Annotated in this window: 9 protein-coding genes; 1 reads left to right on the forward strand and 8 read right to left on the reverse strand. The window is 59.4% G+C overall.

Annotated features, from left to right (window positions below; genetic code table 11):
* Positions 1-83 precede the first annotated feature (83 nt).
* A complete protein-coding gene (locus EOA27_RS15585; RefSeq protein WP_127256624.1) occupies positions 84-452 on the reverse strand; it encodes a hypothetical protein in 369 nt (122 codons plus the stop codon).
* A 24-nt stretch (positions 453-476) separates the two neighbouring features.
* A complete protein-coding gene (locus tag EOA27_RS15590) occupies positions 477-1,244 on the reverse strand; it encodes a recombinase family protein (RefSeq protein ID WP_127256626.1) in 768 nt (255 codons plus the stop codon).
* 355 nt (positions 1,245-1,599) lie between these two features.
* Here EOA27_RS15590 and EOA27_RS15595 point away from each other — a divergent pair, with 355 nt between their 5' ends.
* On the forward strand, positions 1,600-2,289 hold the full coding sequence (locus EOA27_RS15595) for a gamma-glutamylcyclotransferase (RefSeq protein WP_245491100.1): 690 nt from the start codon (positions 1,600-1,602) through the stop codon (positions 2,287-2,289).
* A gap of 55 nt (positions 2,290-2,344) precedes the next feature.
* On the opposite strand, the gene EOA27_RS15600 is transcribed toward EOA27_RS15595, so the two are convergent.
* The 6 genes from EOA27_RS15600 to EOA27_RS15625 form a co-directional block, all read right to left on the reverse strand.
* Entirely contained in the window at positions 2,345-2,788 is a 444-nt protein-coding gene (locus EOA27_RS15600; RefSeq protein WP_127256630.1) for a terminase small subunit, read from the reverse strand.
* A 197-nt stretch (positions 2,789-2,985) separates the two neighbouring features.
* Positions 2,986-3,312 carry a hypothetical protein gene (locus EOA27_RS15605; protein ID WP_127256632.1) on the reverse strand — a complete coding sequence of 109 codons (327 nt, stop codon included), beginning with the start codon at positions 3,310-3,312 and terminating at the stop codon, positions 2,986-2,988.
* A 185-nt stretch (positions 3,313-3,497) separates the two neighbouring features.
* Positions 3,498-4,559 carry an AAA family ATPase gene (locus EOA27_RS15610; protein ID WP_189562038.1) on the reverse strand — a complete coding sequence of 354 codons (1,062 nt, stop codon included), beginning with the start codon at positions 4,557-4,559 and terminating at the stop codon, positions 3,498-3,500.
* A gap of 295 nt (positions 4,560-4,854) precedes the next feature.
* Complete coding sequence (locus tag EOA27_RS15615; RefSeq protein WP_127256636.1) at positions 4,855-5,415, reverse strand: hypothetical protein; 561 nt, start codon at positions 5,413-5,415, stop codon at positions 4,855-4,857.
* Between the two features lie 71 nt (positions 5,416-5,486).
* Positions 5,487-5,747: a hypothetical protein gene (locus EOA27_RS15620; protein WP_127256638.1), complete on the reverse strand. Its 261-nt coding sequence runs from the start codon at positions 5,745-5,747 to the stop codon at positions 5,487-5,489.
* Between the two features lie 261 nt (positions 5,748-6,008).
* Positions 6,009-6,943, reverse strand: a 935-nt coding sequence (locus tag EOA27_RS15625) for a tyrosine-type recombinase/integrase (protein WP_127256640.1), incomplete at its 5' end; no start/stop codon positions are given.

The raw sequence follows: 6,943 nt of genomic DNA on the forward strand, positions 1-6,943 counted from the left end.
AGCCCGCGCGTCAGACAGGGGCCCCACAAGCACCCCCTACCCCCGCCACCGACAAACCCCGGGGTGCCGGGTACCAGGGCGCCTCACAGCTCCCTCGGATAGAGCCTCGCGATCTCGGCCGGCGTGAGATCGTCAAGCGGAACAAGCGTCGGGCCGTCATGGCGAAAAACTATCAACGTCCGCTTGCCGTCGACTATACCCCTAAAGTCGGCGTGAGTGCGCCGCCAGATCTCGTCGAGCGCCTCGGTCTTCGCGATCAGGTGCGGTTTGTGGCTGGCAGCGTACAGGGCCGCGAAGCTGTCGGCTTGGGCGTGATTGGGCATGCCAACCATATCGGCGTCGTCCTCTGGTGCCCTCGTCACTGCCAGGCCGAGGATGTCGGCCACGATTATCGCATCCTTGTTGAACGCCTGCAGACAGTCGCCAGCGCGCTGAAAGACAATTTCCGCCACGGTTCTTCCCCCGCTGCCGCCTTGTCACCAACGCGACCCAAGCGGTGTACGCGATATTGGCTCGCCACCTTTGGTCGTCTCATCCTGTGACTCAACGCCGGGCTCGGGCAGATTGGATTTCAAGCGCTCTTCGCGATTGATGATGTCCGTCACCTGAACTGCTGTCCACGTCCCGCCGCGCGCCGACGCGATGCCTCGTGCATTAAGTGCTACCGCGACCTGCCGCCGCGATTTTATCCCGCTCGCTTGAATGTCGCGGATGATCGGAAGGATGTTGGCCGCGAAGCCATCGGCTTGTGCCATTCGAACCTCAACTGATCGCTGCTGCGCTTCGACAAGCTTCGGGCCGCCAAGTTTGACGCCACGCTCTTTGGCAGCGGTCAGTGCGGCGCGCGTGCGCTCGGAAATCATAGCTCGTTCGCGCTCGGCGACGGCGGCAAAGAGATGCAGCACAAACGGATCGACGTTCGGCCCAAGCTCGGCGACGATGAACGGCACGCGCCTCGCCATCAAACCGGAAATGAAAGCGACATCACGGGAGAGTCGGTCCAGCTTCGCAACAACGATTGAGCATCCGGCCTTCTTCGCGGCAGCAAGCGCCTTGGCGAGTTGCGGACGACGCGACAGAGCGTCCGCACCCTTGCCAGTCTCGATCTCGACGAACTCGCCGGTGATGTCGAACCCTTCGGTCTCGGCAAAACGAGCTATTGCCAGACGCTGTGCTTCAAGTCCGAGGCCGCTTCTGCCCTGCCCGTTGGTCGACACGCGAAGGTAGGAGATGACGGGCTTCATGGGCGTTCCTGCAGATCGTAAGGACAATATACGCTCATATGTAATACTTACAAGCGTTGGTCATGCGAGAGCGTCGACCTACGCTGACGAGATGCCGTCATGGGAATGTGAGGCCGAGTTTTCAGAACCGCCCAACAAATGGCCAGCGTCCCCCTTTGCGAGTGTCTTACCGTGGCGCGGATGCCACTCACCTGCCGGGCACAGACCGGGCCGAAATGCCGTTTCCGCTTGCGAACCGGCTAATGTTAAGCACCTGTTTGTGAGGGGCAGGCTTCGGCAGTAATATTGCGGTGCCTGCAGGCGGGACATCACACGGGTTCGAGAGGGCGCGCCTATGCCACGAGCGCGACGCCAGATGGCGCTGACAGCTGATTTGGTCGTGCGTACAATTCGCGCGATCGAGAGTACCGGTCCCGGCCCGGATATAGTTCGCAATACCGAAACCGAGTGGAACGCCATCGTTCGAGAAATGTTGGCAACGCGTCCTGATAGACAGGATGTGTGGATTTTCGCCTATGGCTCACTTCTCTGGAACCCGGCCATAGAGCATGTGGAGGAGCGCGCTGGCGTGGTGCCAGGTTGGCACCGTTCGTTCTGTATTCGCCTGCAAGATTGGCGCGGAACCGTCGACCAGCCAGGCTTGATGATGGGGCTCGACCTGGGAGGCCAATGCAGGGGGCTGGCGCTACGGCTGGCTGAGGACAGCGTCGATATCCAACTCGGAAAACTTGTCCGGCGTGAAATGCCGGTGAGGCCAGCCAACAAGCCCTTCACCAACACTCCCCGTTGGGTGCAGGTTCAGACAGCCCAAGGGCTCATTCGCGCCCTTGCCTTCGTCGTCAATCGAAAGGGAGCCAACTATATGGGAGGCCTTACGCCGGATGAGACGGCAAGTATTTTGGCCACGGCGTGTGGGCATGGCGGATCGTGCGCCGAGTACCTTTACAACACGATCTCGCAATTGGAGACCTTGGGCATTCGGGATCGCAACCTGTGGCGCTTGCAGTCGCTTGTCGCAGACAGGCTTACTTCCTTACATCTCTGACTAGGCCGCTGGTGGCGGCAAAGTCCAAGTCGGCGGGTGGCTTACTATCACCGTGTTACGATGCGGCTGTCTTCGGCCTGAACCGCCGCTCCCACTCCTCAAGGCTCATCTGCATGACCTCACCCGGCTCGCGCATCGGGCGGCGCAGCGTCGTGGCGACTTCGGCTCTGTCGACTACCAGGCCGAGCAGCTTCGCCTTGCCCATGATGGCCGTCACGCCTGCTGATGGGTTTTTGGTGGCACGCGCCAGCTCGATCATTGCGTCAAGTTCAGCAACCAGGTCATCGACGGTTATCTCCGAGCGCCTGGCGGCCGCAGCCTGCAGCTCGGCGACCCGTGATTGCACCTGAACATTTCTGAACAGGCGCGCGGCTGCAGCCTCAGCCGCATTACCACGAGCCGTGTAGCCGGCCTCGACATAGGCTCGGGATTGGGGGAGGCCCTCGGCAAGGGCAAGGCAGAAGCGTTCTTGTCGCATGTTCAATTTGGCGTTCGGCATGGAGGTATTATAATACCGCTCGGTTGGTTTGCACCAGACTATGGTGAGCGAAGCTCAAAATTAAGAGGCTCGATGCGTTCAAGCTCGGTAGCGCTCAAGAATTTGCCCGCCAGTGTCATCGCTTCTATCGAAAGCAGGTAGCGGCTTTGGGCGCTGCTACCTGCGACTGCTCTCGTGGGAAGCCCCTAGTTTCTAGCCTATTCGCCTTCATCAGCGCGGCGAAACGACTCGTCATTCACCAAATGGTACAAGGCCATCGCGGTGCATCTCCAGTCTTCGCCATAGCGCCAGTTCAGCATCTGGCCGACTAAGTGTGAGCATAACTCGTCCAATTCTTCTTGGTCGAGTACCTGTATTGTGGCGCGATATTTCTCAATTGCGCGGAGCAATGGCTCAATCTCTTGCGGCAAGTTCGGCAGCACATCTGGCGCCCTGCCATGCGCTGAATCACTCCATACTGGCGGCACGGATCGCATTTGGCGCATAAAGCTCCGCATTTCAGAAATCCTGTTATCCAACGTCATTGCTACCTCCATGTTTGCCCGGATCCGCCGGGCGTCGGTGGTGATTGTTGTTCCAACCGTATCAACGCGAGACGGCGGGACATTGCGGGACATTGCGGGACATGTCCCGGTGCGTCCCGAGGCCAGGGAGACGGGACAAAACGGGACATATACCTATAGGTATGTCCCGATGTCCCGGCCTTGGCCTAACTGTGGCAGAGCCAGGCGTGATCGTCGAAGAACTGGACATGCCCAGCCTCCCTCAGTGCATCTCGAGCGCGTTGGAATGCTTTCTTCTTGGCGTCAGGGGTATCGTCGGCGGAATGCCGGTAGAACTGTTGGCGCCAGTGGTCGATCAGCACGACTTTGCATGGGGGCCAATCAGAGCCGAACTTGCGAACGCCATTCGTCTGAATTGCATCATCAAGCGCGTTCAGGGCGGCGCGGTTTTTGGCCGAGAGCGTTGCCTTCCTCGGGCTAATCTTCACCGTGGCGTCCAGTTCAGGAACCAGGCTGTCACCGGCCTTCACCAGCTTCACCCCCCAGGCTCCGTTGCTGTCGGCGTCCTTGTGCCTGTCGACGGTCAAGGTTGCCGTCATGGCTTCCTTATCGCCTACGACTTTTAGACGCGTATCAAAGCTGCCCCAGAAATGCGTGTGCATGCGGGCGCGGCTATCGTCCTGCCAGCCGGTATGCGCGACGGTTAGCACCGCGACACCGGCTTCGCGCATGATCCGCTGAACCCCATGCACCCAAGCCCTGGCCGTTCTGTCTTCGATCTCAGATCCAGCCATAGAGCCACCGAAAATGTCGATGACGACCAACGTGAATTTTACGCTCGGTAGAGCGTGTAGTTCGATATCGACGATTGCAGCGATCAAGCCGGAGACGTCATCGGGTCGATCGAGCCGGATTTCTTGGGGGTAGAGAAATGCTGTCCGCTCCTTCTCAGCTATACCGTGATGGTTATACCAGGCAGGAATGCGCCTACGGCCGATGCCATTTCCGCCTTCGGTTGCAACAAACAGCACAGCTGGCAGAACGTCGGGTGCACAGGAGCCAGGGTTTACCTCATGCCCCTGCCATGGACGTCGAGACGCCACCGACAGGCCTATGTCTATTGCGAGAAACGACTTGAATGAGTTCGATTTGCCGAACATCAAAGCGGCTGCGTTCTTCTGGATCAGGCCCTCGATGAGCCATTCGGGTTCAGGCAGTTCCCGCATCTCAGCGTAGGACAGGATGTGAAGCCGCTGCGGTTTGGCCATCAGTAGCTTCTCCCGGCCGCACGTCGGTATTCTTTGGCCGCCTCCGCAATGTATTTCGGGACGTCGCAGCCTGGCTGGCATGTGCCAACCCGGTCGGTCAGCAGGGTGCTGGCAGCGCCACACGCCTCGTCGAGAAGTCTGCAATAATAGCCTTGGTTTTTCAGACGCGACTGCGCATCGAGCAGACATCTGCAAGCCATCCTAGCCGATGCCATCACCGGGCCAGGCGCCGACTGGTACGCGGGCAGTTCCGCGGTAGCGCGGCGGCACCTCTTGCCCATGTCACTATCGCCTATCACGGCAGGCACCCCGTGGGCCTCGGCACCTCGATACGCGGGAGGATCTTGGGCCCTCCGCAGTGACCAGGCGGGAAGAAGTGCCAGGCGCAATCGTCCTTCGCGCAGTCTTTCGTGTCCGGGATCCAGCGCAGGCGCCGCGTCGGCTGCACAAGCGCGCAGCGATCAACCAGTCCGGACGAGCGCCGGTTGAATAGCCAGGGGGTGTCGCGCAAGATCCAGGTTGGAAGACCAAGCGTCAGTAGGTGCTTGAGAATCGGTTCGAAAGAGTGCCATGACCACGGCAAATTCCCGATGATTAGGTCGACGCCAACGATATCGACCGATGTCAGAGACAGCGCATTGCGCTGGGCGATCTGCGAATCTCCAGGATCCAGGTCGATTGCGAGCTGGCAGATGTGGCCATGCTCGGCCAGGCCGCGGATTAGAGCGCCATTGCCGGCCGTTGGTTCAATGTAGCGGACAGCGCGAGGAAGATGGAACAGCAGTGGCGGAAGCGCCATTGCCGGTGTGCTGTAGAGGTCTTTGGCGATGCGGGGGAAGTCGGAGCGGCGACCCATGGCAAAGTCCTTCCACAGATCGGCTCTGCAGCACGATCTTGGTCAAGATTGCTTGTTTGGGAGTTAGGGAACTAGGAGTTCAATGTGTCATCGCCCAGGGGCTTGAACTTCGCCTCAGGCATGGCCTTGAGGTAGCGGTCCAACTCCTCGTACAGCAGGATCGTGCGAGAGCCCTTTTTGCGAGCAATGAGCAGGCCGGCCCGCATGTCCTTGTAGAGTTGGGCGCGGCACAGCCCTGTATAGATCACCGCGCCCTTGACGTCGGTCGCCAGTTGAGGACGGGGTGGTGCTTGGCTGGTCGAATCGCTGTTCGTGGCGTTCTGGAACGACATGGCGTTGCCTCATACAAATTTGAGCCAACAGCCACTTATGCCCATGCCTAGACGGGTGTAAACAAGGCAATATTCTGGATAATTTGATGCTCAGGACGGGCGAAAAGCCACCTTCTACGGCTTCAACGAATCCACGGTGCGTTCATACGCGTTCAATTGCGTACAATAATTAGAGCATTTGGTTTTGAAAGATTTCCCCGATATCCACAGGAGCTTCACTGCCGAGCATCCTCACGTCGTTCGGCCCAGTTTATCTCCCGCTCACAACTGGCCAGCGCGGAGCGCCATCACGTTCGTTGCCGGTTGGTCAGACATTAACGGAACGATTGCGCTTGCAGATAGCTCGTCGAGCAGATCGACAATAGCCGAGGCATAGTGGCGTTCAATCATAATGGTGCTCGTGTCATGCAGGGCGGCTACGAGCCGAACCGGAAGACCTGCACGAAGCTGGCGCACTATCGAGGAATGCCTCAAAGAGTAAGGCACAACCTCTCGCGGAAGGCCGGCGCGGGTGATGATGTCGAGCCAGGGCCGGGCAAGTTCGCTCGCTGCAGTCCAGGGACCGCGAGCATCGCGAACCCACTGGGGCGGCCGGATCTCGGTGGCCTTCGTCTGAACATGACGCCACCGTTGAAGCAAAGCTTCACCTCGCTGCTTTCCAGCAATCGCGGGGCGCAACTGATCGATGACGTCCGTGCCAACCCTAATCCCAATGTGCGTCGTATTCTTTGTGCCTCTCCCTTTGCGACTGGTCGGCACCATCAATCTGTTTTGCTGTATCTGGATGTCACCCACAGCCATGCGAGCTACCTGCGAAAAACGGGCCCCGGTTGCGGACAAAACCAACACCATGCGCAGAAGGTCACCATCCCAGCCCTGGTCGATATCAACTGCCCTCGCCGCTCCGATAATTCGGCGGACGTCAGCGTCGGGCAGTGCGGCCTGGTCGCGAGCGACCGGCGGCGCTGCCTCGCCTGCTGACAACCCGTTCTTAATGATGAGCGCGACTTCAGCCGGGAGGCGGGAGCGATTTTTGACGGCCGCAGCGTTGAGTGATGCTTTTAGATCGTTGGTCACACGACGAATTGTCGACACCGAAAGAGCGGGCGATCGACGGCTTCTCCATTGGTCGAAATCTGTTTCCTTCAGCTTGTGGAGCGCGATCTCAGCGACGGGATCAGTGAGCACATGTCGCG

The organism is Mesorhizobium sp. M2A.F.Ca.ET.037.01.1.1, assembly GCF_003998075.1.
Lineage (GTDB): Bacteria > Pseudomonadota > Alphaproteobacteria > Rhizobiales > Rhizobiaceae > Mesorhizobium.

Bases quoted from the DNA above. Each gene is read 5' to 3' on its own strand.
- EOA27_RS15610 (WP_189562038.1), bottom strand. From the start codon at position 4,559: ATGGCCAAACCGCAGCGGCTTCACATCCTGTCCTACGCTGAGATGCGG.
- EOA27_RS15595 (WP_245491100.1), top strand. From the start codon at position 1,600: ATGGCGCTGACAGCTGATTTGGTCGTGCGTACAATTCGCGCGATCGAG.
- EOA27_RS15605 (WP_127256632.1), bottom strand. From the start codon at position 3,312: ATGACGTTGGATAACAGGATTTCTGAAATGCGGAGCTTTATGCGCCAA.
- EOA27_RS15615 (WP_127256636.1), bottom strand. From the start codon at position 5,415: ATGGGTCGCCGCTCCGACTTCCCCCGCATCGCCAAAGACCTCTACAGC.
- EOA27_RS15600 (WP_127256630.1), bottom strand. From the start codon at position 2,788: ATGCCGAACGCCAAATTGAACATGCGACAAGAACGCTTCTGCCTTGCC.
- EOA27_RS15590 (WP_127256626.1), bottom strand. From the start codon at position 1,244: ATGAAGCCCGTCATCTCCTACCTTCGCGTGTCGACCAACGGGCAGGGC.
- EOA27_RS15620 (WP_127256638.1), bottom strand. From the start codon at position 5,747: ATGTCGTTCCAGAACGCCACGAACAGCGATTCGACCAGCCAAGCACCA.